Below are 25,612 nucleotides of genomic sequence, written 5' to 3'. Positions count from 1 at the left end.
CCGTCCCCAGGGTGCGCCCAGTGGAGATCGGCAGCGTCGTGACTCGTGTCCGGTGGTTGAACACGCCCGACAAGTACGGTGGCCCGGCGCTGTTCGACACGCCGGCGAACGCCCGCGCACACGCCCCGTCGGGGGTGATCACCGCCCGGCTGAGCCTCGCCACGCCCGACGGTCGCCTGGTCGAGCTCGACGGCGGCGTCTCCACCGCCGACCCGATCTGGCGCACGCCGACCCGGCAGGACCCCGGCGTGCTACCGGTGGTGGGCGCGCGCCTGGTCGCCGTGGACGACCGGGACCACGTGTTCACCAACCCGGACGGCGGCGACTGGGTGCTGATCGGCTGAGCGCGGGTCTGGCCGTTTGCAGTCAACGGGGCCGAACACGGGGTGATCCGCCCGCGCTGACCCCGCCGCTCTTCGCCGAATCCGCCGCGGCGGGCCCGCGGCGGGTCTAAAGTCGGAGCAGCTTTTCGCGATATGCCGTAACACGATCCGGCCGCCGCCGATGCAAGCAGTACATGATCCCGACCACAGGGAGCACCCGTGGCGTTACCGACGCGCGACCCGCGGTCCACGACACCGCCGGTCGCGCGCTCACGAGCCATTCCACCCCGCTTCGCATCACTGCGCCGTCCGCCGGGTCCGCTGATCGCCCTCGCCGCCGTCCTGGCGCTGCTGTGCCTGGTGTCCGGCCTCCTCGGGGCGCTGGACGTGCAGCACCGCCGGGCCGCGCTGGACGACGTGCTCCAGCGCGGCGGGCCGTTGACCGGTGCCGCGTTGGAGAGCTACCAGTCGATCTCCGACGCGGACGCGACGGCGGCGGGCGCGTTCCTGGTCGGTGACGTCGAGCCGCCGCAGTCGCGGGACCGCTACCGGACCAACATCGCCGAGGCGTCCGCCGCGCTGGGCACCGCCGCGTCGGGCGCGGCCGGTGGCGGGAGCGCCGCGGCGATCACGCGGATCTCCACGCACCTCCCGGTCTACACCGGGATCATCGAGACCGCCCGCGCGCTCAACCGGCGAGGCCTGCCGCAGGGCGCGTCCTACCTCCGGGAAGCCTCCGCGCTGGCGCACACGATCATGCTGCCGGCGGCGGAGGAGCTGCTGCGGCAGGAGAACGCGCGGTTGGCCGCCGCGCAGGACGACGCGGCGGCGGTCGGCTGGGTCGCGTTGGGCGCCGGGGTGCTGGCGCTGGCGGCGCTGGTGGCCGCGCAGGTGCACCTCGCGCGCGGCACCCGGCGGATCTTCAACCGCGGGCTGCTCGCCGCGACGGCGTGCGTGCTGGCCGCCGTGACGTGGCTGGCCATCGCGTCGTTCTCCGCGGCCTCGCACGGTGCGGCGGCCCGGGAGAGCACCGGGCAGGTCGAGGCGTTCGCCAACGCGCGGGTCATGGCGTTGCAGGCCCGCGCCGACGAGTCGCTGGCGCTGGTCGCCCGCGGCAACGGGCGCCCGTACGAGCTCGCCTACGCCGACAAGGCCGGCAAGCTCAACGGCGAACAAGGGCTCTTCGCGGTCGCCACGAACGCGGCGGGAGACACCACGAGGCCCGCGGTGGACAAGGCCGTCCAGGCGTGGCGGCAGTGGCAGGACCACCACCGCGACCTGCGCACCGCGGACGACAGCGGTGACTACAACCTCGCGGTGCGGTTGGCCACCGGCGCCGACCCGAAGGGCACGGCCGAGCCGTCCACCGTGGTGGACCAGGAGCTCGCCGCCGCGATCGGAGTGGCCACCGAGCGGTTCGAGGCGGAGTCCCGGTCGGCGCGCGACGCGGTGGCCGGCGGCGAGCTGGTCGTCGCGGTGCTCATGGGGCTGGCCGCGCTGGCCGTCGGTTTCGGCTTCGCGCCGAGGATCCGGGAGTTCCGATGAAGCGGTTGGCGTTGGTCGCCCTGCTCGCCGTCGCCGGGTGCGCCACACCGGAAGCGGCACCGCCGCGAGCGCCGTTCTCCGTCCCGGTGCCCGCCCCGGTCGGGGTGTCGGACCCCGCGCCGATCCCGGAGGAGGGCAAGAACGACTGCCAGGCCGAGCTGAGCTTCCGGCCGGACGGCCCGCTGCCGCCACCCGGCGCACCGCCCGCGGGCTCCACGATGGCCGAGATCGGCAAGCGCAAGCTCGTCGTCGGCGTCGGGTCGAACGCCTACCTGCTCGGCTACCGCGACCCCCGCGACGGCCGGATGCTCGGCTTCGAGACCGCCATCGTCGAGGAGGTCGCGTTCGCGATCTTCGGCGGTGACCGCGCCCGGATCGCCGAGCGGATCCAGTACCGCTCGCTCAACGCCGACGAGCGGATCCCCGCGCTGGTGGCGGAGGAGAACCCGGTCGACATCGTCCTCGCCGGCATGACCATGACCTGCGAGCGGTGGGCGCAGGTCAACTTCTCCAGCGCGTACTACTCGTCGCGGCAACGGCTGCTGGTCCACCGCTCCTCGGGCGTGCGGAGCATCGACGACCTCGGCGGGAAGAAGGTGTGCGCCTCCAACGGGAGCACGAACCTCCGGCCCGTCGCGCAGGCGGCGTCCCACCCGGTCCCGGTCGGCGCCGCGAACACCAGCGACTGCCTGCTGCTGCTCCAGCAGGGTCAGGTGGACGCGGTCTCCACCGGCGACATCATCCTCGCCGGGCTGGCCGCGCAGGACCCCGCGACCCAGATCGTCGGGCCGAGCCTGCGCTCCGACCCGACCGGGATCGCGATCGCCAAGCCCCGGCTCGACCTCGTGCGGTTCGTCAACGCGGTGCTGGAAAAGATGATCGCGGACGGCACGTGGAAGCGGCTGCAAGGCGACTGGCTCGCCACGCACATCGGCGAGGCCGACCCGCCGACCCCCCGGTACCGCTCGGAGTGAGGAGCACGCGTGAGCGCCGCCATCCGGATCGAAGAGACCGACGACGCCTTCGCCGACCTGGAGTCGTTGCACGGCTGGCTGGTCAGCCGCCCCGAACTGCGGGGAGCGGTGACCCTGGGCGCGCCCGACCGCGACCCCGAGCAGATGGGGTGGCTCACCGACGTGGTGTCGGTCGCGGTCGGCAACGGCGGCGCGGCCACCGCCCTCGCGGGCTCGCTCGCGACCTGGCTGGTCAGCCGCCGCTCCCACATCCGGATCAAGGTCAGCGGGCCGGACGGCCGCAGCACCGAGGTCGACGTCAAGCAGGCCAAGGGCAACCCGGCGGACGTGGAGGCGGTGCTGCGGAAGGTCCTGGACGAGCACGGGGGCGGCGCCACGTGATCGAACGCCTGCCCGACCCGGCGAGGTCGCGCGCGGTGCTCGTCGGCACCAGCTCCTACACCCACCCCGCCTTCGACGACCTGCCCGGGGTGGCGCACAACCTCCAGGACCTCGCCGCCCTGCTCACGTCCCCGCTGGGCGCGAACCTGGCCCGCGAGCACTGCGCGGTCGTGCTCGACCCGCCCGACCAGGGCGGCCTGGGCGAGCGGATCCTGGAGTCGGTGCGCGAGGCCGAGGACGTGCTGCTGGTCTACTACGCCGGGCACGGCGAGATGACCTGGGACCGCGACAACGAGCTGTGCCTGACGCTGCGCGACAGCAAGCCGGACTCGCTGCGCACGTCCGCCCTGCGTTGCGCCGACCTGCGCCAGTACATCCACCGCAGCCGGGCGAAGATCCGCGTGCTGGTCCTCGACTGCTGCTTCGCGGGCACCGCGCTGCCGGGCACCATGTCCGGCTCGGCGGAGGTGCTGCACCACGTCGAGGTGAGCGGGGCGTACGTGCTGGCCTCGGCCTTCGGCAAGGCGCTGGCCCCCGCGTCCCGGCGCAACACCCTGTTCACCGGCGAACTGCTCCGCGTGCTGCGCGACGGCATCGCTTCGGAACCCAGCGTGCTGCTCACCCTGGACGCCCTGTTCCGCGAGGTGTCCGCCGGCCTGCGCGCTCAGGGCTTCCCCGAACCGGGCTGCCACCACAGCGACACCGCCGCGTCGCTCGCGCTGGCGCCCAACGCGGCGCACAAGGTCCGGCGGAAGCTGACCGAGCTCGGTGCCCGCGCGGAGGCGCTCGACGCCGCCGAGGAGGACACCAAGCGGCGCTACGACCTGACCGTGGACCGGATCCTGGCCCCGGACCTGCCGCCGTTCACCGCCTCCGCGACGCGGCTGCGGGAGCGCGTGCGCCACCTGGACGAACGCATGGCGACCGGTGGCCGGCCCTCGGCCGCGGAGCTCGACGCGCTCGACGCCGACCTCGTCGCCGCCCACGACGCCATCGGAGCGCTGCGGGCGGTGGTCGAGCGGCCCCTGGACGTCCGCAACGAGCTGCGCGGGCTGCTGGAGTCCTACCGGGTGATCGCCGCGCGCCGGGGGTTCGCCGAGGAGGCGGAGGTCCACGCGTTGCACGAGAGGGCGTGGACCTCGTTGTGGGTCAAGCCGTGCGACCTCGACGCGGCCGGGACCGCCGTCGACGCGTACGTCCGGGCGGTCGCCGACCGGAGGGAGAGACGATGAGCGCGTGCACCAGGGCGGGCTGCGGGGGGACGATCCTCGCGCACGGCTACTGCGGCACCTGCGGCCACAAGGCGGAACCCGCCGGCCCACCACCGCCGGCCAAGGCGACGACCACGCAGACAGCGCCGGGCACGACTCCGGCCCCGCCTTCCACGACGACACCGGGCGCTCCGGCCACGACGACACCGGGCTCGCGGGGCACGACGACACCGGGATGGCCGGGCGGATCCACAACCGCACCCCGCACGGCCACCGGGACGGTCCCCCAGCCCGGCAGGCGCCGCACCGCGCTCGGCGGCGGCCTGGTGGACCTGCCGCCCCCACCACCCCGCGAGCCCGGCACCGACGGGCCGTCGCTGGTCGAGGTGCCCGAGAGCAAGCGGTTCTGCCGCGAGTGCCGCGCACCGGTCGGCCGAGGGGTGGACGGCCGGCCGGGACCGACCGAGGGGACCTGCCCGAACGACGGCGTCCGGTTCTCCTTCGCGCCCGCGCTGGGCCGGGGCACGCTGGTGGCCGACCGGTACGAGGTCCTGCGGTGCATCGCGCGGGGCGGGCAGGGCTGGATCTACCTCACCCGCGACCGGCACCTCAGCGACGGCGAGACCGACCACCTGGTCGTCCTCAAGGGGCTCGTCGACTCCGACGACCCGGTCGCGATCAAGCAGGCCATCGAGGAGCGGCGGCGGCTGCTGCAGGTCAAGCACCCGAACATCGTCAAGATCAACGACTTCGTGCAGCACCGCGACCCGCGCACCGGCAAGCTCGACGGCTACATCGTGATGGAGTACGTCGAGGGCCGGTCGTTGCAGGAGATCTTCCTCGACCACCGCGACGAGCAGGGCCGCCGCGCGCCGCTGCCGCTGCCGGTCGTGCTCGCGTTCGGCTCGGACGTGCTGCTGGCGCTGGAGCACCTGCACTCGCACGACCTGCTGTACTGCGACTTCAAGCCCGACAACGTCCTCTACACCACCAGCGGCGAGATCAAGCTCATCGACCTCGGGGCGGTCGTGGACGCGCGCGACCCTGGGGACGTCCTGTTCGGCACGCCCGGGTTCGCGGCGCCGGAACTGGGTCGCCGCGGCCCGTCGGTCGCCTCCGACCTCCACACCGTCGGCCGTGCGCTCGCCGTGCTCAGCTTCCCGTTCGCGGGCTTCTCCCGCGAGGAGAACCGCTACACCCTGCCCGCCCGCGAGTCGGTGCCGTTGCTGGCCGCGCACGACTCGTACTACCGCCTGCTGCGCCGGGCCACGCACACCGTGCCGGAGCGGCGGTTCGGTTCGGCCGAGGAGATGCGCGGCCAGGTGGAGGGCGTGCTGCTGGAGGTGCTGGCGGCCGAGGACGGCAAGCCGCGCCTCACGGTGTCGACGCAGTTCGCGGTCGAGCTGAGGACGTTCGGCGCCGAGGACGCGGAGTCCGGGCGTGACGGGGTCGACTGGACCCGCGTGCCCGAGGCGCTGCCCGCCCCGCTGGTGGACCCCGGCGACGAGTCGGCCGCCCACCTCGCCGCGATCGCCGCGTCCGACCCCGACGGCATGATCGCCGCGTTGCGGGCCATCCCCGTCCAGAGCACCGAGGTCCGGCTCCAACTGGTCGCCGCGCTGATCGCGGCCGGCCGGCTGGACCAGGCCCGCGCCGACCTGGACGCGTGTGCGCGGGAGCTGCCCGGCCACTGGCGCATCGCCTGGTACCGCGGCGTCCACGCGATGGCGGCCGGGCGGCCGGAGGACGCGCTGCGCGAGTTCGACGCCGTCTACGACGCCCTGCCCGGCGAGCTGACGCCCAAGCTCGCGCTCGCCGCCGCGGCCGAGTGCGCGGGCGAGGACGACCGCGCCGGCGAGCTGTACGCCCGCGTGTGGCGCACCGACAACCGGTACGTCAGCGCCGCGTTCGGCCTGGCGCGGGTGCTGCGCCGCAGGGGCGACCTCGCCGCCGCCGTCGAGGCGCTCGACCGCGTGCCCGACACCTCCAGCCGGCACCGCAACGCCCAGATCGCCGCCATCCGGACCCGGCTCGCCGCCGAACCGGACAAGCCGGACCTGCTCGACGCCGCCGCGCGGTTGACCGCGCTGGAGCTGGGCATCGAACAGCGCGCCGCGCTGTCCGCCCGGATCCTCGACGCGACGCTGACGTGGGTGACCGGCGGCAACGGCCACCACGACCGCTCGGGCGAGGTCCTCGGGCACGCGCTGGAGGAACGCGACCTGCGGTTCGGCCTGGAGAAGGCCTACCGCGACCTGGCCACCGTCACCGCCGACCCCGACGACAAGGTCGCGCTGGTCCGGCGGGCGAACCGGGTCCGCCCCAGAACCCTGTTCTGACCCCGGTCGTCCGGGACCCCGTGCACCCCAGGAGCGCTCGTGAGCCAGCCATCACCCGGTTTCCAGATCACCGTCGACCACAACAAGTACCTCTCGGCGGGGCAGCAGGTCATCGACGCGGTGATCTCGGTCAGCAGCGGCGACAAGCGCAAGGGGCCGGCACCGACCGCCGCGCAGGTCATCATGATCGACTGCTCCAGCTCGATGGGCGGCGACCGGATCGTGGAGGCCAAGCGGGCCACCGCCGTCGCCGTCGACATGCTCAACGACGGCGTCGCCTTCGCCGTCGTCGCCGGCACCGAGACCGCCCGCATGGTGTACCCGCCGACCTTCGGGATGGTCGCCGCGTCCCCGAGCACCAAGGAGGAGGCCAGGAAGGCGATCCGGGGCCTGTGGGCCAACGGCGGCACCGCGATCGGCACGTGGGTCGACCTCGCGGACCGCCTGCTGGCCGAGCAGGAGGTGGAGATCAAGCACGGCATCCTGCTCACCGACGGCCACACCCAGCGCCCACAGGAGCTAGACGCCACCCTGAAGCGGTGCCGCGACCACTTCGTCTGCGACAGCCGAGGCGTCGGCACGGGATGGGCCGCGGCAACGCTGATGGCGATCGCCGACGCGTTGCACGGCAGCGCGCGAGGCCTGCCCGACCCGGAGGGACTGGTCGACGAGTTCCGCGCGATGGCGGAGAGCTTCATGAGCACGACCATCGCCAACGTGGCACTGCGCGTGTGGCACCCCCAGGGCAGCCGCGTCCGTTTCCTCAAGGAGGTGCACCCGCACCGCGTAGACCTCACCGACCGCCGCACAGACGTGACCGACCAGACCGGCGACTACCCGACCGGCTCGTGGGGCGCGGAAACCAGGGACTACCACCTGTCGGTCGAACTGCCCCCCGGCAAGGAGGTCGGCGAGGAAGTCCTGGCCGCCCTGGTCGGCGTCGTCAGCGGCGACACCGAGTTGGCCGGCGGCGGCCTGGTACCGGCGGTGTGGACCGACGACCCGGCACTGTCCACCATGATCGGCCCGAAGGTCGCCCACTACACCGGCCAGGTCGAACTCGGCGAAGCCCTCCAGTCCGGCCTGATCGCGATGCGCGCCGGCCGCGACGAGGAAGCCGCCGCCCAACTGGGCCGAGCAGCGCAGTTGGCCGAGCGGTCGGGGCGTGTCGAGACGCTGGAAATGCTCGACAAGGTCGTTCACGTCGACGACGCCGCCAGTGCGCGGGTGCGGATCCGGCGCGAGATGGAGGAGGTCGACAGGGAGATGCTGGAGCTGCAGTCCCGAACGACGAAGCGGTGGCGCGACAAGCCCTGACGACCAGGCGCCTTAGCTTTTCGACGCGCGCAGCGCGTGCTTTTTGCGTGTGGTCTCAACCACAGGTGGAGGGCCTCGGTTCCCCCGCCGTATGGCCTGCCCGAAGGGCTACCACAGATTTGCCGGGGTGCAGCCGAAAGTTTTTGCGAGGAACGAGCAAAAAGTTTTAGCGGCACCCCGGCAAATCTGTGGTTGGCTCCGCCAGGCCATACGGCGGGGGAACCGACGCCCTTCACCCCCCGCTGGCGGCCTGCCGCGCGGCGAGCGCCGCTTTTCATCTTTTGATCTTTCGAGCGCATCGCGCGTTCCAAGCGCGGAGCGCGTTCGGCTTGAGAGCGAAGCGTTGAGTTCAAAGCGCTTAAAAGCGAAAAGCGCCTCGCCGGCGGGCAGGCCACCAAAGATGACTCAACTGCAACGGCGGGGGCTTCTTGCTTTTGCCATCTCCGTATGGCCTGGCGGAGCCTACCACATTTTCCAGGGGTTGCCGCTAAAACTTTTGCTCGTTCCTCGCAAAACTTTCGGCTGCAACCCCTGGAAAATGCGGTAGCCCTTCGGGCAGGCCATACGGAGATGACAAAAGCAAGAAGCCCAAGTTGGGTTGTGTCCGCTCCGGCGGACTGCCCACTCAGCAAGGCGGACTGCCCACTCGGCAAGGCGGACTGCCACTCGGCAGGCGGACTGCCGCTCGCCGGCTTCGCCGAAGTGTGCGGGCGACTCCCTGCTTCGGGGACGGCTTGTCGGTGTCGAACCGGTTGCGCTACGGTGCCGTCTGGGAACGCTCCCACGTTGCTCGACCCGCGCCGCCACGCAACCCTGCTCGCAAGGAGGCGAAGCATGGCACCACGTGCGCTGCACATGACCGGGTCGTTCTCGGACCGCCGCAGATCCGGCCTGGTCCCCTCCGCGACCGTCGCTCGTCGCCCCTGAGCACACCCGAACACTTCACCGCACGTCGACCGCCATCGACGGCGCATGGTGCCGCGTCCATCCCACTGTGAGAGGAACACCATGCCCGATCCACGCGGGAGCACCCGAGCGCTGTGGCTGGTGGTGCTGTCGGTTCTCGGTCTTGTCCTCCCGACGACCACCGCCACGGCCGCCACTGTGGACACCAGCGCCTGGTACGTGCTGGTCAACCGCAACAGCGGCAAGGCGTTGGACGTCTACGGACGCTCCACCGCCGACGGCGCCCGGATCTCCCAGTACACGCGCAACGACGGTGCCTGGCAGCAGTGGCAGTTCGTGGACTCCGGCGGCGGCTACTACCGCCTGAAGTCCAGGCACAGCACCAAAGTCCTCAGCTTCCCGTCCACTGCCGACTACGCCGGCCTGGTGCAGACCACCGACGCCAACACCTCCGGTCAGCAGTTCCGGTTGGCCGACTCCACCGGTGGCTTCGTGCGTCTGCTCAACCGGGCCAGTGGCAAGGCGGTGGACGTGTTCGGGTCCTCGACCGCCGATGGCGCGCGGATCGTCCAGCTGCCCGATACCGGTGGCGCGAACCAGCAGTGGCAACTGGTCAAGCTCGGCACGGACACCACGCCGCCGACCGCGCCGGGCAATCCCCGTGCCTCGAACCTGACGTGCAGCTCGGTGACGTTCTCCTGGTCGGCGTCCACCGACGACGTCGGGGTGGCGTTCTACGACGTCTACCACGACGGTCAGCTCGTGACCTCGGTGCCGGGCACGGCCCTGTCGGCGAACCTGACCGTCACGCCCGGCGCCACCTGGGGTCTCTACGTCAACGCCCGCGACGCCGCCGGCAACGTCTCCCAGGCCAGTGCGACGGTCACCATCACCGTGCCGCAGTGCCAGGCCGACACCGTGCCACCGACCACGCCCACCGGCGTGACGGCGACGGCGTCGGGCACCACCGTCACGGTGCGGTGGACGGCGTCCACGGACAACGTCGGCGTCACCGGCTACGAGGTCCTGCGTGACGGCACCCAGGTCGGTTCCACCAGCGGTGCGACCACGTTCACCGACAGCGGGCTGGCTGCGAACACCCGCTACCAGTACCAGGTCCGCGCTCGGGACGCGCAGGCCAACCGCTCGGCCGCGAGCACGCCGGTCGTCGTGACCACGGGTGACTCGTGTGCTTCGGCGCTGTGCTCGATCACCGCCGTCACCACCGAGACCGACCTGCCGTGGGGCCTGACCACGCTGCCGGACGGGCAGGTGCTCTTCGGCCGCCGCGACGCCTTCGAGGTCGTCCGCCTCGACCCCGCCACCGGTGCGAAGACCGTCGTCGGGCGGGTGCCGAACGCGGCGGGCACGGACGGCGAGGGCGGTGTCCTCGGCCTCGCCGTGGCGTCCGACTTCACCGCGGACCCGTGGCTGTACGTCATGCACACCAGCTCGACCGACAACCGGGTGGTGCGCATCCGCTACACCGGCGGCGCGCTCACCGGCACCCCGCAGGTGCTGCTGACCGGCATCCCGCGCAACAAGTACCACAACGGTGGGCGGCTGCGGTTCGGGCCGGACGGCACGCTCTACATCGCCACCGGCGACGGCCAGAACGGCGACTGGGCGCAGGACCGCGCGAACCTCGCCGGCAAGGTGCTGCGGATCAACCGCGACGGCACGATCCCCGCGGACAACCCGTTCGGCACGGCGGTGTGGAGCTACGGCCACCGCAACCCGCAGGGCCTGGCGTTCGACTCGCAGGGCCGGTTGTGGGAGCAGGAGTTCGGCAACTCCATCATGGACGAGACGAACCTGATCGTCCGCGGCGGCAACTACGGCTGGCCGCAGTGCGAAGGCACCACCGGAACCTGCGGCGGCACCGTCGCGCCCAAACGCACCTACCCGGTCGCCGAGGGCTCGTGCAGCGGCGTCGCCGTGGTCCGTGACGTCCTCTACATCGCGTGCCTGCGCGGCCAGCGGCTGTACCGGGCGGAGATCTCCGGCGAGAGCCTGACCAACGTCCAGCAGTACCTCACCGGCACCTACGGGCGGCTGCGCACCGTCGAGCCGTCCGCCGACGGCGGCCTGTGGCTGACCACCAGCAACTACGGCGACAAGGACAGCATCGCCAACAACAGCAACGAACGCATCCTCAAGGTCGAGCTCGGACGGTGAGTCGACCATCCCCGTCAAGAAGGGAGTCTCCATGACTCGCCGCAAGACCCTCGCCGCCGTCGCGATCGCGCTCGCCGGCACGCTCACACCGACCGCCACCGCCACCGCCGCGTCGGTGTGCACACCCGGCGCGAGCTACGGCCCGCCGCTGCCGTCGACCTCGGTCACGGCCCAACTCGTGCGGGGCGGGTTCAACTTCCTCGAAGGACCCACCTGGGACCAGCGCACGGGCACCCTGCTGCTGTCGAACATGCAGAGCCCCACCGGTCCGCAGGGCGTGCAACCGTCCTCGGTGCTCCGGTTCACGCCACCGGCGACCTTCGACACGTTCATCGCCAACTCGGGCAGCAACGGCCTCGCGATCTCCCCGGACGGCTCCCGCCTGCTCGCCGCCACCCACGACAACCGCACGGTCTCCTCCTACAGCACCGCCGACCGCAGCCGCACCACCGTCGCGGCCAACTACCAGGGCCGGGCGTTCAACTCCCCCAACGACCTCACCCTCCGCAGCGACGGCACGACGTACTTCACCGACCCCAACTACCAGCGCGGCTACCGCGCCGACGAGCAAGGCGGCCGAACCGGCGTCTTCCGCGTGCGTGACGGCGTCGTGAGCCTGGTGGACTACACGCTGTCGCAACCCAACGGCATCGTCCTCTCCCCCGACGGCAACACCCTCTACGTCGGCGCCACCGGCAACAACGCGATCATGAAGTACACCGTCAACCCTGACGGCAGCACCGGCACCCGCACCACGTTCGCGTCGATGCGGACTCCGGACGGCGCGACCATCGACTGCGCGGGCAACATCTACTGGGCCTCCTACGACGAAGGCTTGATCCGCGTCTACTCCCCGTCCGGTGCCCTGCTGGGCACCATCTCCGCCGGCCGCAACACGACGAACGCGGCGTTCGGCGGCCCGGATGGGCGGACCCTGTACATCACCTCGGGGACTCCCGGCGCGTTCGGGCTCTACCAGGTGCGCCTCAACGTGCCCGGCAACCCGTACTGACGCGAGCGCACGTTCCCGGAGTAGCCCGGCTTCCCGTGTCCGGTCGCCGTGGCTACTCCGGGACGGCCCTGCGAAGGTCAGGACGTCCAGCCGTCCGGCAGGCCGTCGACCTCCGCCCGGTCCCCGTGCGCCCTGATGTGCACGGTCGCCTGGCCCAGGCGCAGGTCGGTCAGCGCGAGGTCGCCCCAGCGGGACGGCACGTGGGGGGACAGCGCGAGGCGCCGCTGCGGCACGTGGGGGTTCAGGCCCAGCACCGAGCGGACCAGCAGCAGTGGTGCGGCGCTGGCCCACGCCTGCGGGGAGCAAGACGTCGGGTACGGCACGGGTGGGCTGAAGTCCGTGCGGGAGAAGCCGCAGAACAGCTCCGGCAGCCGGCCGCCGAAGGCCGCCGCCGCGTCCAGCAGCCCGTCGGCCAGGCGGTGGGCCAGCTCCACCGCGCCCGGCACGTGCGCGTACCGCAGCAGGCCCGCGACCGCGATCGCCGTGTCGTGCGGCCACACCGAGCCGTTGTGGTAGCTCATCGGGTTGTACGCGCCCATGGACGACGACAGGGTTCGCAGCCCGTACCCGGTGTCCATGTCCGGCTCGGCCAGGCGCGCCACCAACTGCGCCGCGTGCTCGTCGGTGGCGATGCCGGTCCACAGGCAGTGCGCGGCGTTGCTGGTCAGCGCGTCCACCCTGGCCTTGCGGGCGTCCAGCGCCACGGCGAACCAACCCCGGTCGGGCAGCCAGAACGCCTCCGCGAACGCCGCCCGCAGCTTCTCGGCCCGTTCGCGCTGCGCGGCGGCGGTCGCCGGGTCGCCGAACGCCTCGGCCAGCTCGGCGCGGGCCAGCCGGGCGGCGTAGACGTAGCCCTGCACCTCGCACAGCGCGATCGGCGGCACCGCCACCCGCCCGTCAGCGTCGTTGACCCCGTCGAAGCTGTCCTTCCAGCCCTGGTTGAGCAGGCCGCGGTCGGTGGCGCGGCGGTACTCCACGAACCCGTCGCCGTCCCGGTCGCCGTGGCGGTCCACCCAGGTCAGGGCCGCGTCCGCCGCGGGCAGCAGGGACCGCACGACCTCCTCGTCCGCGCCCCACCGCCACGCCTCGGCCAGCAGCATCACGAACAGCGGGGTCGCGTCGACGGTGCCGTAGTAGTGGCTGCCGCCCAGCACGTCCGTGCTGTCGGGGCCCAGCCGCAGCTCGTGCAGGACCCGACCGGGTTCCTCCTCGGTGGTCGGGTCCACGCGCCGCCCCTGGGTCTCGGCCAGCGTCTGCAACGTGCCCAGCGCGAGCCCGACGTCCAGCGGCAGCGCCATCCACGCGGTCAGCAGGCTGTCGCGGCCGAACAGGGTCATGAACCACGGCGCGCCCGCCGCCACGAACGGCCGCCCGGACTGGTCCTGGATCTGCAACGCGCCCAGGTCGCTCTCCGAGCGCCGCAGCACGCCGGTCAGCACCGGGTCGCCCGCCGCCACGACCGTGCTCGCCGCCCGCCACGCCTGGATCTTGCGCGCGGGCGCGCTGCTCTCCATCCGCTCGCCGCGGTGGAACCGGGGCTGCACCGGCCGGTTGGCCACGCTGGGCTGCACCACGATCTCGGTGGACCACCGCCCGCCCGCCGGCACCACGACCCGCCAGCTCAGCACGCCCGGCGCCACCACGGGGTCCGCCGTCGCCGCCACGGTCACCCCGCGCGAGCCGTCGCCGAGGTCGCGGAACAGCAGGTCGCTGCCCGAGGCGGAGGCCTCCGCGCCGCGGTGCGCGGCACGGCCCTCCTTCACCGCGAACAGGTCCGCGAAGTCGGCGTCCACGTGCAGGTCCAGCCGGGCGACGGTCGCCTCGCGGCCGAGGTTGTCCAGCGTGATGGTCTCGCGCAGGCCGTCGCCGAGCAGGCGTTCGCGCACCAGCAGCAGCGTGCTGTCGGCGGTCCCGGCGGTGGGCGGGCGGCGCAGCACGAACCGCGCGCCGAACGCCTCGTGGTGCAGCACCGACAGGGCGTGCGGGACGTGCCCGTCCAGCCGGAGCTGCCACCGCGACAGCACGCGCGCGTCGCGGAAGAACAGGCCGTGCGCGGTGCCGTGGTCGATGTCGCCGGTGTGGTCGGACAGGCAGAACGTGCTGCCCTCGACCAGGGTCACGGCGCCGCCGACCACGGCCGGTTCGCCCGCGTTGAAGGGTTCGACGGTCATGCCGCGTCCCCGGCCGCCGACACCGCCGCCGGCCCCGCGTCACCCACGTTGTGCCCCATCGCTTGATCGAGGGCGTCTTGTCCCATCGCTTGATCGAGGGCGTCGTCCAGGGCCGCGAAGTCACGCCGCAGCGAGGCCACCGAACTGGACGGCTCCAGGGCCCGCAGGTAGGCGGCTTCGTAACCCGCGCCCAACGCCTCCGCGCCGAAGTGCTCCGCCACGTGCTCCCGGCACGCCGCCGGGTCGAGGTCGCGCACGTCGTGCAGGGCCTGGACCAGCTCGTCGGGGTGGTCGCGCACCAGCCCGGTGACACCGTCCACCACGACCTCGGGCACCGCGCCGGCCCTGAGCGCCACGACCGGCGTGCCGCACGCCATCGCCTCGATCATCACCATGCCGAAAGGTTCCTCCCAGCGGATGGGGAACAGCAGGCACCGAGCGGCGGCAAGCAGCTTGCGCTTTTCGGTGGCGTCGGCGACTCCGAACACGTGGTCCCGCTCGGTGAGCCGGGGCTTCACCTCGGCCTCGAAGTAGGCCTTCTCCACCGGTTCGGCGCACTTGCCCGCGAGCACGACCGGCAGGCCCGCCGCGTGGGCGGCGTCCAGCGCCAGGTGTGGTGCCTTATCGGGGTGGAAGCGGCCGAGGAACAGGGCGTAGTCCTCTTTGGACTCCTGGAACGGCCAGTCCGCCACGCGCAACGCGTTGTGGACCGTGCCGACCCAGTTCAGTTCGGGGGCGAGTTCGCGCTGGCGGTCGCTGATCGCGACCAGGTGCACGTCCCGACCGAGCGCCCGGTAGTAGCGCCGCAGGTCCGCGTCCACGGGCCCGTGCACGGTGGCCACGGTGGGCACACCGAGCTCGGCGAAGCGCGGCGCGTTGAGGGGACCGCCGAAGGTGTGGTCGTGCACGACGTCCACCCCGTCCTCCGCGATCAGCCGCTCGACCGCGCGCCGAGCGGCGAGGGCGTGCATGACCTCGGGGTAGGGCTCGCCGAGGCGCTCGGGAACCGTGCGGTCCCAGACGGGGACGAACCGGGCCTTGGTCCCCGGCTCCCCCGCGCCGACAAGGGTGACGGCGTGTCCGCGCGCGACAAGCGCATCGGCAAGATCGGCAACCACCGCTTCCACCCCGCCGTACGCCTTGGGCGGCACGTCGAAGTAGGGCGGTACGACCAGAGCCACACGCAACGCACGGCGCGCGCGCTGACCAGCGGTGAAGGCATGCGAGCCGCTCAAGACCTTTCCTCCCTGAGCTGACGGGCTTGGCACTCTCCGCCATCGAGTGCTAACAACCCCGCCTCGGACGACGCAAGAAGATCACCCAAATCGAGAGCCGCATCACAGAACCGCTGGGTCTACTTAACCGATTCAGCCACCGACCCGCACTCTCCCGCCCTCGCCGCTCACTCCCGCGCCCAGCCGCCCACTCCGCACTCGCCCAGGCCACTCAGCCAGCCACGCCACCACCCGAGCCACGCCACCGCGCCGCACAGCCGACCCGCCTCGCCGCCCGCGCCGAGCCGCGCCACCCCAGCCAGCCGCTCAAGCTGCGCCGCCCCGCCGGGCCGCGCCACTCCTGCCGCGCCACCCCAGCGACCCCGCCTCGCCACGCGCCGCCCGCCCAGCGCCACCCGCCCAGCGCCACCCGCCCAGCGCCACCCGCCCAGCGCCACCCGCCCAGCGCCGCCCGCCCAGCGCCGCCCGCCCAGCGCCACCCGCCCAGCGCCGCCCGCCCACGCGCCACCCCGCCGGGCCGCCCCATCGGGCCACCCCGCCGGGCCGCGCCATCGGGCCGCGCCATCGGGCCGCCATCGGGCCGCGCCATCGGGCCGCACCGCCCCGCGCGAGCCTCGCCACCGCCCGCGAGCCGAGCCGCCCGCGCCTCCCGTCACCGGCGAGAGCCGCCCAACCCGAGCCACGCCGCCCACGTCAAGCGCCCCGAGCCACAGCAGCAAGCCGCGCCCTCGGGCCAACTGGATCCGGGAGTCCGGGGCGAGCGGCGGGTGGGTGCGCCGGCCGACGCCGAGCAGGCGTGCGGCGCGGGAGGCCGGGCGGCGTGCGATGCGGCAGCTGGGTCGCGTGCGAAGCGGGAGCCGGGAGGCGGCGCGTCCCAGACCGGGCGTCCCAGACCGGGCGGTGGGCAGCCGGGTCGGGCGGGCATGCGCGCGTGAGGCGGGTTGGGCATGCGCGCGTGAGGCGGGTTGGGCCGGGGCGCGTGGGCCGGGCTTGGGCCGGGGAGCGCGAGGCGGGTTGGCGCTGGACGGGTGGAGCGGGCCGGCGGGGTTGGCGGCGGGTGGAGCGGGCCGGCGGGGTTGGCGGCGGGTGGAGCGGGCCGGCGGGGTTGGCGGCGGGTGGAGCGGGCCGGCGGGGTTGGCGGCGGGTGGGGGGCGAGTGGAGTGGGGGCGGGGTGGGGAGCCGGGGCGCCGGTTTGTGCCTGACCTTTCCCCCGTCCCGTCCGCCGTTCCTATTCACGGTATCGCGCGAGATCGCGGATCGTTGCGATTCCTGCATGTCGCCCAATGGGGTGGACCTCGCCCATCACCCCAGCAGGTGGAGTGCCACGCGTGGCGGTGCTGCGCAGCGTCTCGAAGGGACGGTTGGGCGTTTCGCGGGTGGGTGTGGTGGCACCCCAAGCCGCGGAGAGCGAACCGCGGGACGGCCTGGTGCACGGAGTGGAGGCGTTTGATGACGGAGGGCGGCACGGAGGGTGGTTGGGCGTTTGACGGCGAGCCGGTCACGCTTTCGCCGGGCACGCTCACCCTGGTGCACGGCACGTCGTTCTGCGTTTGCGGCAGCGGAGGGGATATCGACGGGGCTGCTGCGCAGGGGACGTTCTTCCAGGACACGCGCATCGTCTCCGGCTGGCGGTTGCGGGTGGACGGTGTGCCGGTCGAGCACATCACCGCCGTGACGCCCGAGCCGTTCCGGGGGCGGTTCGTCGGTCGAGGGCGTTCCAAGGTGCCGCAGACCGAGAGCACGTTGTTCGTGTGCCGGGACCGGTACGTCGGCGCCGGGATGCGTGAAGACCTGTTGCTGCGCAACTACGGCCGGGACACCGTCTCCCACGAGATCACCCTGCACGTGGAAGCCGACTTCGCCGACCTGTTCGAGGTCAAGGAAGGGCGGGTCCGGGCGCGTGGCGAGCACGCCTCCGAGGTGACGGCCGACGGGCTCCGGCTCACCCGGCGGCTGGACCGGCGCAGCCGGGGCACGCGGGTCACGGCGGACGGTGCCGAGTTCGCGCCCTCGACCGTGACCTTCCGCGTCGAGATCCCACCGAAGGGCGAGTGGCGCACCTCCGTGACCGTGCAGCCGGTGGTGGAGGACCACGCGGTGGAGCCGCTGTTCCCGCCCGGCCGCCCGGTCGACCAGTCCCTCCCCGTCCAGAGCGCGCGGCAGTGGCGCCAGGCCGTGCCCGTGTTGCGCCACACCGGCAACCCCGCGCTGGCCGCCACGCTCCAGCAGAGCCGCCAGGACCTCGGCGCGTTGCGCATCTTCGACCCCGATCGCCCCGACGACACCGCGATCGCCGCCGGGGCGCCGTGGTTCATGACGTTGTTCGGCCGCGACTCGATCCTGGCCTCCTTCATGAGCCTGCCGATCGACCCCACGCTCGCGCTCGGCACCGTGCGGACCCTCGCCCACCACCAAGGGCAACGCGTGGAGCCCAACAGCGAGGAGGAACCCGGTCGGATCCTGCACGAGATGCGTTTCGGCGCGGACGCCTCGCTGGCGCTGGGCGGCCGGAACGTCTACTACGGCACCGCCGACGCCACACCGCTGTTCGTGGTCCTGGTCGGCGAACTGTCGCGCTGGGGCATCGGACGCGACCGGGTCGAGGCGGTGCTGCCGCACGTGGACCGTGCGCTGCGGTGGGTGGACGAGCACGGCGACCGCGACGGCGACGGTTTCGTGGAGTACGAGCGGGCCACCGAGCGCGGACTGGTGAACCAGGGCTGGAAGGACTCCTGGGACGGCGTCACCTTCGCGGACGGCCGGATCGCCCGCCCGCCGATCGCGCTGTGCGAGGTGCAGGGCTACGTCTACGCCGCCCAGCTGGCCCGGGCGGGCCTGTGCGACGACTTCGGCGACCCGGACGGCGCGCGGTACTGGCGGGAGCGCGCCGCCGCGCTGAAGGAGCGGTTCAACGAACGCTTCTGGCTGCCCCGCCAGGGCCGGTACGCGGTCGCCCTGGACGGCGACAAGCAGCCGGTGGACGCGGTGGCCTCCAACATCGGGCACTGCCTGTGGACCGGCATCGTGGACGAGGACCGGGCGGAGTCGGTCGCGGAGTCCCTGCTGTCACCGCGCATGTTCACCGGGTGGGGCGTGCGGACGCTGGCCACCGACATGGGCGCCTACAACCCCATGAGCTACCACAACGGTTCGGTGTGGCCGCACGACAGCGCGATCGTCGCGACCGGACTCATGCGCTACGGCTTCGTCGAGCACGCGCGGCGCGTCGCCGTCGCCGTCCTCGACGCCGCCGCCGCGTTCGGTGGCCGGCCGCCGGAGCTGCTGTGCGGCTTCGACCGCCGCGACCAGCCCGCACCGGTGCCCTACCCCACGTCGTGCTCGCCGCAGGCGTGGGCGTCGGCCGCGCCGGTGCACCTGCTGCGGGTGTTGCTGCGCGTCGAGCCGGACATCCCGCACGGCCGGGTGTGGCTGGACCCGGTGCTGCCCGAGTCGTACGGGCCGCTGGCGCTGGACGGGCTGCCGATGGGCGGGGTGCGGGTGTCGCTGGAGGTGGACGGCGACGACGTCCGGGTCACGGGTCTGCCGGAGGGCATCGACGTCGTGCGCGCACCCGCCGGGTTGCAGACGGTCGGGCGGGCCGAGCCGTGACCGGGTTGCGCATCGCGATGATCGCCCCGCCGTGGCTGGAGTTGCCGCCCACCGGTTACGGGGGCACGGAAGCGATGTGCGCGCACCTGGTGGAGCAGTTGACCGCGCGCGGGCACGAGGTGGTGCTCGTCGGCGTCGGGCGCAACGGGACGTCGGCGGCGCGGTTCATCCCGACCTACCGGACGCCGCAGTGCGCACGCATGGGGCAGAACACCCCGGAAGTCGTGCACGCCGCCGAACTGACGGCAATACTGTCCGAAGTGGACGCTGATGTCGTGCACGACCACAGCTTCGCCGGCCCCCTGCTCGCCCGGGGCCGCGCGGAACCCACCGTTGTCACCGCCCACGCCCCCGTCACCGGCGAGATGGGCCGCTACTACCGGGGCCTGGGCGACAGCGTGCACCTGGTGGCCGTGTCCGACGCGCAGCGCGCGGCGGCGGCGGACCTGAACTGGGTCGCCACGATCCACAACGCGGTCCCGGTCGAGTCCTTCCCGTTCCGGCGGGACAAGGAGGACTACGCGGTGTTCCTGGGCCGCACCACGCCCGAGAAGGGCATCCCGGAGGCGATCGCCGCCGCGGCGGACGCGGGCGTCCCGTTGCGCATCGCGGCCAAGTGCCGCGAACCCGAGGAACACCGGTACTTCCGCGAGGTGGTCGAGCCGCTGCTGGGCGACGGCGTCGAGTGGCTGGGCGAGGTCGGCTGCCGCGAGAAGCCCGGCCTGCTGGCGGCGGCGCGCTGCCTGCTGTTCCCGATCCAGTGGGACGAGCCGTTCGGGATGGTGATGGTCGAGGCGATGGCGTGCGGCACGCCGGTGGTGGCGCTGCGCCGGGGTTCGGTGCCGGAAGTGGTGGCGCACGGTGACACCGGCTTCGTCTGCGACACCCACGACGACCTCGTCGCCGCGCTGCACCGGGTCGGCGACCTGAGCCCCGACCGCTGCCGCGCCGAGGTCCAGCGCCGCTTCGACGTCACCACGATGGCCGCCCACTACGAGCAGGTGTACCGCTCGGTGCTCTCGCCGTCGAGGTGGACCGGCCGGGCCGTCTGACGGCAAGCGCCGCGCGCACCCAGCGGGCACGCGCGGCGCAAAACCGGTCAGAGCGCGGCCAGGATGTCGTTCACCCGGTCCTTCGCGTCGCCGAACAGCATCGCCGTGTTCTCCCGGAAGAACAGCGGGTTCTGCACGCCCGCGTAGCCCGACGCCATCGAGCGCTTGAACACGATGACGTTCTCCGCCTCCCACACCGTGAGCACCGGCATCCCGGCGATGGGCGAACCGGGGTCCTCGGCGGCCGGGTTCACCGTGTCGTTCGCGCCGATCACCAGGACCACCGACGTCTCCTTGAAGTCGTCGTTGATCTCGTCCATCTCCAGCACGACGTCGTAGGGCACCTTCGCCTCGGCCAGCAGCACGTTCATGTGCCCGGGAAGCCTGCCCGCGACCGGGTGGATGCCGAAGCGGACCTCGACGCCCCGCTCGCGCAGCCGCCGGGTCAGCTCGGCGACCCCGTGCTGCGCCTGGGCGACGGCCATGCCGTACCCCGGGGTGATGATCACCGACTTGGCGCTCGTGAGCAGTTCGGCCACGTTCTCGGCGGTGGTCTCGCGGTGCTCGCCGTAGTCCACGTCCCCGCCCGGCCCGGCTTCGACGCCGAAACCGCCCGCGATGACCGACAGGAACGACCGGTTCATCGCCTTGCACATGATGTAGGACAGGTAGGCACCCGACGACCCCACGAGCGCGCCGGTCACGATCAGCACGTCGTTGTCCAGCAGGAAACCCGACGCGGCGGCGGCCCAGCCCGAGTAGCTGTTGAGCATCGACACCACGACCGGCATGTCGCCGCCGCCGATCGATGCCACCAGGTGCCAGCCCAGCGCCAGGGCCAACGCCGTGAGCACCGCCAGCACCCACACGCCGGGTTCGACCACGTACACCGCGGTGAGCACCGCGAACGCGACCAGCGCGCCGACGTTGAGGAAGTTCTTGCCCGGCAACATGAGCGGGCTGGAGTTGATGCGCGCCGACAGCTTCAGGTTGGCCACGATCGAGCCGGTGAACGTGACCGCGCCGATGAAGATGCCGATCGCGACCTCGGCGGAGTGGATGCGCTCCAGCGAGGCCACGGCGTAGGCGGTGTGCTCCAGGTGGCCGTTCCACCCGACCAGCACCGCCGCGAGCCCGACGAACGAGTGCAGCAGCGCGATCAGCTCGGGCATCCCGGTCATCTCGACCACCCGCGCCCGCCACAGCCCGACGACCGCGCCGACCACGATCGCCGCGGACAGCAGCAGCACGGGCAGCACCCGGTCGGCGTCGCCGACCACGAGCAGGACGGTGGCGCCCAGCGACAGCGCCATGCCGATGATCCCGAAGCGCAGCCCGCCGCGCGAGGTCTCGTGCTTCGACAGCCCCGCGAGGGACAGGATGAACAGCAGTGCCGCGACGATGTTCGCGGCTGCGGCGGAGGCCACCACGTCAGTCCCCCTTCCGGAACATCGCCAGCATGCGGCGGGTCACCGCGAAGCCGCCGAAGATGTTGATGGAGGCCAGCAGGACCGCCACCGCCGCCAGGACCGTCACGGTCGGGTCGGCCGACCCGAGCTGCACCAGCGCGCCCACGACGATGATCCCGGAGATCGCGTTGGTGACCGACATCAGCGGCGTGTGCAGCGCGTGCGCCACGTGGCCGATCACGTAGTAGCCGATGACGATCGACAGCATCAACGTCGTGAAGTGCCGCGGGATCGGGGCCGGCGCGGTCGCCAGCACCAGGAAGAACAGCGCGAGCCCGACCGCGGGCAGGCCCCACTTCACCAGCGGGCTGACCCGCTTGGCGGGCACCTCGGCGACGGGCTCCTGCACGACGGGCGCGGGCGCGGCCGACACCCGCACCGGTGGCGGCGGCCACGTGACCTCGCCGGCGCGCACGACCGTGATCGAGCGCTGCACCTCGTCGTCGAAGTCGACGACGAGCTCCCCGTCCTGCTCGGGCGTCATCAGCTTGAGCAGGTTGACCAGGTTGGTGCCGTAGAGCTGCGACGCCTGCGCGGGCAGCCGGCCCGGCAGGTCGGTGTAGCCGAGGATGGTCACGCCGTTGGCGGTCACGACCTTCTCGCCCGCCACCGTGCCCTCGACGTTGCCGCCGTTCTGGGCGGCCATGTCCACGATCACCGAACCGCGCTTCATGGACGCGACCATCTCCGCGGTGATGATCCGCGGCGCGGGCCGGCCGGGGATCAGCGCGGTGGTGATGATGATGTCGACGTCCGCGCACTGCTCGGCGTACAGGCGCGCCTCGGCCGCCTTGTAGTCCTCGCCCATCTCCTTGGCGTAGCCGGTGGCGGAGACCTCGACCTCCGGCGACGAGATCGCCAGGTACTCGCCGCCCAGCGACTTCACCTGGTCGGCCACCTCGGGCCGGGGGTCGGTCGCGCGCACCACCGCGCCCAGCGAGCCCGCCGCGCCGATCGCCGCCAGCCCCGCCACGCCCGCACCCACCACCAGCACCTTCGCCGGCGGCACCTTGCCCGCGGCGGTCACCTGGCCGGTGAAGAACCGCCCGAACTCGTGCGCCGCCTCGACCACGGCCCGGTAGCCCGCGATGTTGGCCATCGAGGACAGCACGTCCAGCGACTGGGCCCGGCTGATCCGCGGCACCGCGTCGACCGCCAGCGCCGTGATCGGCCGCTTGGCGAGATCCTCGACCAGGTCCGGGCGCAGCGCCGGGGACAGCATGGCGATCACCGTCGCCCCGTCCTCCAGCGCGTCGAGCTGGGCGGTGGTCGGCGCGTTGACGCCGAGCACGACGTCCGCCTCCGCCACCGACCCCACGGACGCGCCCGCGTCCAGGTAGGCGTCGTCGGTGAAGTCGGCGGCCACCCCGGCCCCCGGCTCGACGACCACCTCGTACCCGAGCTTGCGCAGCGCGGGCACGGTCGCGGGCGTCGCCGCGACCCGCGTCTCCCCGTCCGCGGCCTCCTTGAGCACCCCGATCAGCACGGCGACACCACCGCCTGCTCGGACTCGACCCCTGCGAGGCCGCACGACTTGCACGTTCGGGGGTGCAACGGCACCGTCACCTCCGCCGCCAGGACGACGAGCGCGCCGGGGCCACCACCAAGGCGACCACCGACGTGTCCAGGGTCACCCGCCGCCAGTGTCGCCGCAGCGTAGCGCCCGGGGCTGGGAACGGAATCAATGCAGGTGCGGAGATCACATCAACAGTTTTGCCACGCGCTGTCACCTGCCGACCACTCGGCGCAGTCGGCGCGGTCGATCGGGTGGTAGGGCGAGGCGGTCACCTCGGGACGGCGGCGAGGACGGCATCGGCGATCACCTCGTGGCCCGCCGGCGTCGGGTGCACGTCGGCCAGCCGGCAGAAGTGGGTCAGCGTGCACACCTTCGCCACCGGCGTCGGGATCGGCCCGTGGGCGGCGTCCTGGGTCGTCTCGGTCAGCGGCCCGTAGCCGCCGGTCGCGGCGGTGACGTCCACGAACACGGCACCGGCCTTCTCGTACTCGGACTTGAGCGCCGGGTTGAAGACGTCCCGGAACAACGACACCGACAGGCGGGCGAGGCCCTGGCCGTCAGGGAAGGCCGGGGACACCCACGCGCCGAGGAACACGTCCGGGTACGTCAGGCCCACGATCGGGGCGTCACCGGCGGCTTCGCGCACCACGGGCAGCGTGGCGGCCAGGTTGGCGCGCACGTCCGCCACCGCCCGCGACGCGCAGGCGAGGGCTTCCTGGACCTGCGTGCCTTGGGCTCGCGCGCACGGAGCGAGGTCGTTGCCGCCGATGACCACCGTCACCAGCCCCACCCGCCCCTTGTGCGCCCGCAGCTCGCGCACCGCCGCGTCGAGCTGGCTGCCGTTCGGGTCCGGCGCGTCGAGGCCGCGGTTCGCCGGCGCGCACCCCGCCCCGCTCCGCAGCTGTGCGGACGTGGCCCCGCTGCACGCGAGGTCGACCAACCGCAACCCGGACCGCTCGGCGACCAGGTGCGCGAAGCCGCGCCCGGAGCCCGCCGGAACCCCCGCGTCCGCCGGCCGGTAGCCGGTCGCGTACGAGTCGCCCAACGACACGTACACGCGCTCGGCTTCCGGGGCGCTCGTGGTCGTGGACGGGGGCGTCTCCGGAGGCGAGGCGGTACACCCGACCACGAACGCCGCCACCACGAGCAGCACACCCCGCCGCAGCACGCCGTCCCCTTCCACCGGTCAGAAGCTGAACGACCGGATCATCGCGCCACCCGCCGCGACCGTCTCCTCGAAGAACTTGACCAGCTCGACGTAGTGGTCGCGCAGGTAGTCGAGGTCGTCGGCGTCCCAGAGGTGGTTCATCGGGTAGACGCCCTCGGCGCTGAGCTTCGCCGGGTCGTAGTGACCGACGAGCTCCTCGACCGGCATGGCGCTCAAGAGCTTCGCGGTCCTGGCGACCAGGCCGTCGTGCCAGCCGAACAGCGCGGCCCCGCGGTCGATGGCGTCGCCGTCCTCGTACAGGTCGACGTCGACCCCGGCCGCGCGCAACAGGAACTCGATCCCGGCCCACGACTTCTCCAGGAAGCAGTAGGGCCGGTCCTCTTCCTCTTCGAACTCCTCGGCCAGCGCGGGATCCTCGAACGCGCGATCCAGTTCCTCCGGCGTCACCCGGATGAACGACAACGTCATACCCACGAACCCGTCACTCCCCCATCAGACCGTTCGACTCCCGCTCAGCTTTCCACAGCGCTCACCGCCGGGCCCGCTCGACCGCGGCGGCCGACGCCACGTCCCCCACGCCCGTCAACCCGGCGACCACCCCGTCGACGTCGGCCGCGGACCGGTTCTGGCTGAGCTTGAACTTCGCCTCCACCCGCGAGATGCGCACCTCGACCCCCACCACGGCCCGGAGTTGCCCCTCCACGAACCCCGCCGGCGCGTCCTCGACCGACCACGGCTCCGCCCGCCCGGCTTCGTGCTTGTCGGTCAACTCCCGCACAACGCGGCCCACCCACGCGGGATCGTCGTGGAACTCGACCGCCCCGTACACGTGCGCGGTCACGTAGTTCCACGTGGGCACGACCCGCCCGTGCTCCGCTTTGCTCGCGTACCAAGACGGCGAGACGTAGGCGTCCGGCCCACGAACGACGACCAACCCCTCCCCCACCACGGGCAGCCGCCACTGCTCGTTGTTCCGCGCCAGGTGTCCGCGCAACGTCCCCGCCACGGGGTCGTGGACGAACGGCAGCACCGTGGCCACCAACCCGCGCTCGGTGGCGGTGATCAGATCGGCGGCCCCGTGCCGGAGCAACAACTCCCGCACGGCGTCGTCATCAGGGGCGAAGTGAGCAGGCACGTACACACGTCCAGCATCACCTCCGAAGTGGCACTTCGAAACGTCCACTTCACTCCGATCTTGGGATGCCA

The 25,612-nt window shown here is 72.7% G+C and carries 19 protein-coding genes; 11 read left to right on the top strand and 8 right to left on the bottom strand.

Features of this window, described 5'->3' with window-relative positions:
* Positions 1–11 precede the first annotated feature (11 nt).
* The 9 genes from DFJ66_RS41145 to DFJ66_RS41110 all read left to right on the top strand — a co-directional run bounded on the left by DFJ66_RS41145 (position 12) and on the right by DFJ66_RS41110 (position 12,186).
* Positions 12–344, top strand: a complete 333-nt coding sequence (locus tag DFJ66_RS41145; RefSeq protein ID WP_147459536.1) for a hypothetical protein — start codon at positions 12–14, stop codon at positions 342–344.
* A gap of 198 nt (positions 345–542) precedes the next feature.
* Positions 543–1,868, top strand: coding sequence for a hypothetical protein (locus tag DFJ66_RS41140; protein WP_121230127.1), 1,326 nt, complete (start codon positions 543–545; stop codon positions 1,866–1,868).
* Complete coding sequence (locus DFJ66_RS41135) at positions 1,865–2,842, top strand: glutamate ABC transporter substrate-binding protein (protein ID WP_121230125.1); 978 nt, start codon at positions 1,865–1,867, stop codon at positions 2,840–2,842. The genes DFJ66_RS41140 and DFJ66_RS41135 overlap by 4 nt, the downstream gene beginning before the upstream one ends.
* 9 nt (positions 2,843–2,851) lie before the next feature.
* Positions 2,852–3,223 carry an effector-associated constant component EACC1 gene (locus DFJ66_RS43230; RefSeq protein ID WP_170200042.1) on the top strand — a complete coding sequence of 124 codons (372 nt, stop codon included), beginning with the start codon at positions 2,852–2,854 and terminating at the stop codon, positions 3,221–3,223.
* Positions 3,220–4,455 (top strand): caspase family protein, encoded by a 1,236-nt coding sequence (locus DFJ66_RS41130; RefSeq protein WP_170200040.1) that lies wholly within the window; start codon positions 3,220–3,222, stop codon positions 4,453–4,455. The genes DFJ66_RS43230 and DFJ66_RS41130 overlap by 4 nt, the downstream gene beginning before the upstream one ends.
* Positions 4,452–6,773, top strand: coding sequence for a serine/threonine-protein kinase (locus DFJ66_RS41125; RefSeq protein WP_121230121.1), 2,322 nt, complete (start codon positions 4,452–4,454; stop codon positions 6,771–6,773). The genes DFJ66_RS41130 and DFJ66_RS41125 overlap by 4 nt, the downstream gene beginning before the upstream one ends.
* A gap of 39 nt (positions 6,774–6,812) precedes the next feature.
* Positions 6,813–8,090 (top strand): VWA domain-containing protein, encoded by a 1,278-nt coding sequence (locus tag DFJ66_RS41120; protein WP_121230119.1) that lies wholly within the window; start codon positions 6,813–6,815, stop codon positions 8,088–8,090.
* A gap of 1,008 nt (positions 8,091–9,098) precedes the next feature.
* On the top strand, positions 9,099–11,174 hold the full coding sequence (locus DFJ66_RS41115) for a PQQ-dependent sugar dehydrogenase (protein WP_121230117.1): 2,076 nt from the start codon (positions 9,099–9,101) through the stop codon (positions 11,172–11,174).
* A 31-nt stretch (positions 11,175–11,205) separates the two neighbouring features.
* Entirely contained in the window at positions 11,206–12,186 is a 981-nt protein-coding gene (locus tag DFJ66_RS41110) for an SMP-30/gluconolactonase/LRE family protein (RefSeq protein ID WP_121230115.1), read from the top strand.
* A gap of 77 nt (positions 12,187–12,263) precedes the next feature.
* On the opposite strand, the gene DFJ66_RS41105 is transcribed toward DFJ66_RS41110, so the two are convergent.
* The 3 genes from DFJ66_RS41105 to DFJ66_RS43785 form a co-directional block, all read right to left on the bottom strand.
* A complete protein-coding gene (locus DFJ66_RS41105; protein WP_121230113.1) occupies positions 12,264–14,357 on the bottom strand; it encodes an amylo-alpha-1,6-glucosidase in 2,094 nt (697 codons plus the stop codon).
* The gene (locus DFJ66_RS41100; protein ID WP_170200038.1) at positions 14,354–15,592 is read right to left on the bottom strand and encodes a glycosyltransferase family 4 protein; all 1,239 of its coding nucleotides are present in this window, start codon (positions 15,590–15,592) and stop codon (positions 14,354–14,356) included. Before DFJ66_RS41100 ends, DFJ66_RS41105 begins: the two co-directional genes overlap by 4 nt.
* A 211-nt stretch (positions 15,593–15,803) precedes the next feature.
* Positions 15,804–16,181, bottom strand: coding sequence for a hypothetical protein (locus DFJ66_RS43785; RefSeq protein WP_211351489.1), 378 nt, complete (start codon positions 16,179–16,181; stop codon positions 15,804–15,806).
* Between the two features lie 860 nt (positions 16,182–17,041).
* Here DFJ66_RS43785 and DFJ66_RS41090 point away from each other — a divergent pair.
* Together DFJ66_RS41090 and DFJ66_RS41085 are read left to right on the top strand one after the other, a co-directional pair.
* Positions 17,042–19,201 (top strand): amylo-alpha-1,6-glucosidase, encoded by a 2,160-nt coding sequence (locus tag DFJ66_RS41090; RefSeq protein WP_121230109.1) that lies wholly within the window; start codon positions 17,042–17,044, stop codon positions 19,199–19,201.
* Entirely contained in the window at positions 19,198–20,253 is a 1,056-nt protein-coding gene (locus DFJ66_RS41085; RefSeq protein ID WP_121230107.1) for a glycosyltransferase family 4 protein, read from the top strand. Before DFJ66_RS41090 ends, DFJ66_RS41085 begins: the two co-directional genes overlap by 4 nt.
* 47 nt (positions 20,254–20,300) lie before the next feature.
* Here the strand turns inward: DFJ66_RS41085 and pntB are convergent, their stop codons facing one another.
* From pntB to DFJ66_RS41060, 5 genes are all read right to left on the bottom strand, one after another.
* Positions 20,301–21,683: a Re/Si-specific NAD(P)(+) transhydrogenase subunit beta gene (gene pntB, locus DFJ66_RS41080; RefSeq protein WP_121230105.1), complete on the bottom strand. Its 1,383-nt coding sequence runs from the start codon at positions 21,681–21,683 to the stop codon at positions 20,301–20,303.
* Between the two features lies 1 nt (position 21,684).
* On the bottom strand, positions 21,685–23,208 hold the full coding sequence (locus DFJ66_RS41075; protein ID WP_121230103.1) for a Re/Si-specific NAD(P)(+) transhydrogenase subunit alpha: 1,524 nt from the start codon (positions 23,206–23,208) through the stop codon (positions 21,685–21,687).
* Positions 23,209–23,506: 298 nt separating this feature from the next.
* Positions 23,507–24,421 carry a GDSL-type esterase/lipase family protein gene (locus DFJ66_RS41070; protein WP_121230101.1) on the bottom strand — a complete coding sequence of 305 codons (915 nt, stop codon included), beginning with the start codon at positions 24,419–24,421 and terminating at the stop codon, positions 23,507–23,509.
* Between the two features lie 3 nt (positions 24,422–24,424).
* Positions 24,425–24,874, bottom strand: coding sequence for a DUF1877 family protein (locus DFJ66_RS41065; protein ID WP_121230099.1), 450 nt, complete (start codon positions 24,872–24,874; stop codon positions 24,425–24,427).
* Positions 24,875–24,935: 61 nt separating this feature from the next.
* The gene (locus DFJ66_RS41060) at positions 24,936–25,547 is read right to left on the bottom strand and encodes an FMN-binding negative transcriptional regulator (protein WP_121230097.1); all 612 of its coding nucleotides are present in this window, start codon (positions 25,545–25,547) and stop codon (positions 24,936–24,938) included.
* Positions 25,548–25,612: the final 65 nt, after the last annotated feature.

It is taken from the genome of Saccharothrix variisporea (assembly GCF_003634995.1).
GTDB classification, from domain to species: domain Bacteria; phylum Actinomycetota; class Actinomycetes; order Mycobacteriales; family Pseudonocardiaceae; genus Actinosynnema; species Actinosynnema variisporeum.
Note: the sequence above shows the minus strand (reverse complement) of the source record. Positions and strands in the feature narration are given on the sequence as shown.

Coding starts and splice junctions, on each gene's coding strand:
- DFJ66_RS41135 (WP_121230125.1), top strand. CDS start 1,865: ATGAAGCGGTTGGCGTTGGTCGCCCTGCTCGCCGTCGCCGGGTGCGCC.
- DFJ66_RS41125 (WP_121230121.1), top strand. CDS start 4,452: ATGAGCGCGTGCACCAGGGCGGGCTGCGGGGGGACGATCCTCGCGCAC.
- DFJ66_RS41115 (WP_121230117.1), top strand. CDS start 9,099: ATGCCCGATCCACGCGGGAGCACCCGAGCGCTGTGGCTGGTGGTGCTG.
- DFJ66_RS41110 (WP_121230115.1), top strand. CDS start 11,206: ATGACTCGCCGCAAGACCCTCGCCGCCGTCGCGATCGCGCTCGCCGGC.
- DFJ66_RS41105 (WP_121230113.1), bottom strand. CDS start 14,357: ATGACCGTCGAACCCTTCAACGCGGGCGAACCGGCCGTGGTCGGCGGC.
- DFJ66_RS43785 (WP_211351489.1), bottom strand. CDS start 16,181: ATGGCGCGGCCCGATGGCGGCCCGATGGCGCGGCCCGATGGCGCGGCC.
- DFJ66_RS41090 (WP_121230109.1), top strand. CDS start 17,042: ATGACGGAGGGCGGCACGGAGGGTGGTTGGGCGTTTGACGGCGAGCCG.
- DFJ66_RS41065 (WP_121230099.1), bottom strand. CDS start 24,874: ATGACGTTGTCGTTCATCCGGGTGACGCCGGAGGAACTGGATCGCGCG.